At 39.9% G+C, this 1,015-nt stretch carries 1 protein-coding gene; it reads left to right on the plus strand.

The genetic code is table 11. From position 1 onward, the window contains the following. Positions 1-62: 62 nt before the first annotated feature. Positions 63-1,015: hypothetical protein (locus tag ACERCF_RS12480; RefSeq protein WP_373625786.1), on the plus strand; the 953-nt coding region annotated here is incomplete at its 3' end.

Here is a 1,015-nt window from a genome sequence, read left to right on the forward strand (position 1 = left end):
TAGCTTATATTTTTGAAAGTATTATATTTACACTTAAATAGAACAAAAAAACATCTAATCGAATGACTTTTACGCTAATTGCTAACAATAAGTACACTTATGACATCTACAACCGTGTGGCAACGCGTGAGTTTGATACGGACTTCTCTGAAGGGAAAGATGGAGCTGAGCGAATTGAGACATATCATTATGATACGTATGGACGAGTAGTTCGTACCGATAGTGATTTTACCGGCGATGCTTTACCTATTAACGCTTATTCTACTAGAGAATATGACGAATATGGTCGTTCAACTATTAGACGTGATCACGATAGTGCAGAACGCTTAATCTCTAAAACAGTATTTGAGTATGATGCATATAATCAAATCATTAAAAATACTCGATATACTAATGAAGAAAATATCGACATTAGTACTATCTATAAGCGTGATGAATATGGAAGAGAAGTTGTCAATGGACGAGATCGTAATTTAGATGGTGAGTTGAACTCAGGTGATACTTGGCGAACCACCGTATATAATGATGCCGGTCGGGTCTATAAAGCGATTGATACCTTAGCAAACGGAAGTGAAACCTCTGCATTATGGTTCTATGATGAATTTGGTCGTCGTAGTTATACCTTTGTTGATAGCAATGGCAATGAGCTATGGGATAATGGTGAAACCAAGCACTTGGATACTTATCACGGCACCAATGCCCGTGATGAAGTTCACCGCTTTGTTGCACCGGATGGAGAAAACCCAACGTATATTATGAAGTTTGTGTATATCAACGCAGGCGATCAAGGTACACAAATTGGTACGCTAGATGCCCCACAAGGTAAGGAATTCAAGTCATTCAACTACAACGTTTACGGCTCAGTAGTATCTTCTAACGAAGACTACACTACCGAAAACTGGCATCGTTTCTTCGACAAAGTGGGCGACAAGATTGAGGTCATCAATATGGCAGACGCCCGAGCCTCCACCGTGATTACCTTGGACAACGATGTGCTAAGCAAAATCACCGGCTC

Source organism: Mannheimia kashgarensis, from assembly GCF_041807705.1.
In the GTDB taxonomy this organism is placed as follows: Bacteria; Pseudomonadota; Gammaproteobacteria; order Enterobacterales; family Pasteurellaceae; genus Mannheimia.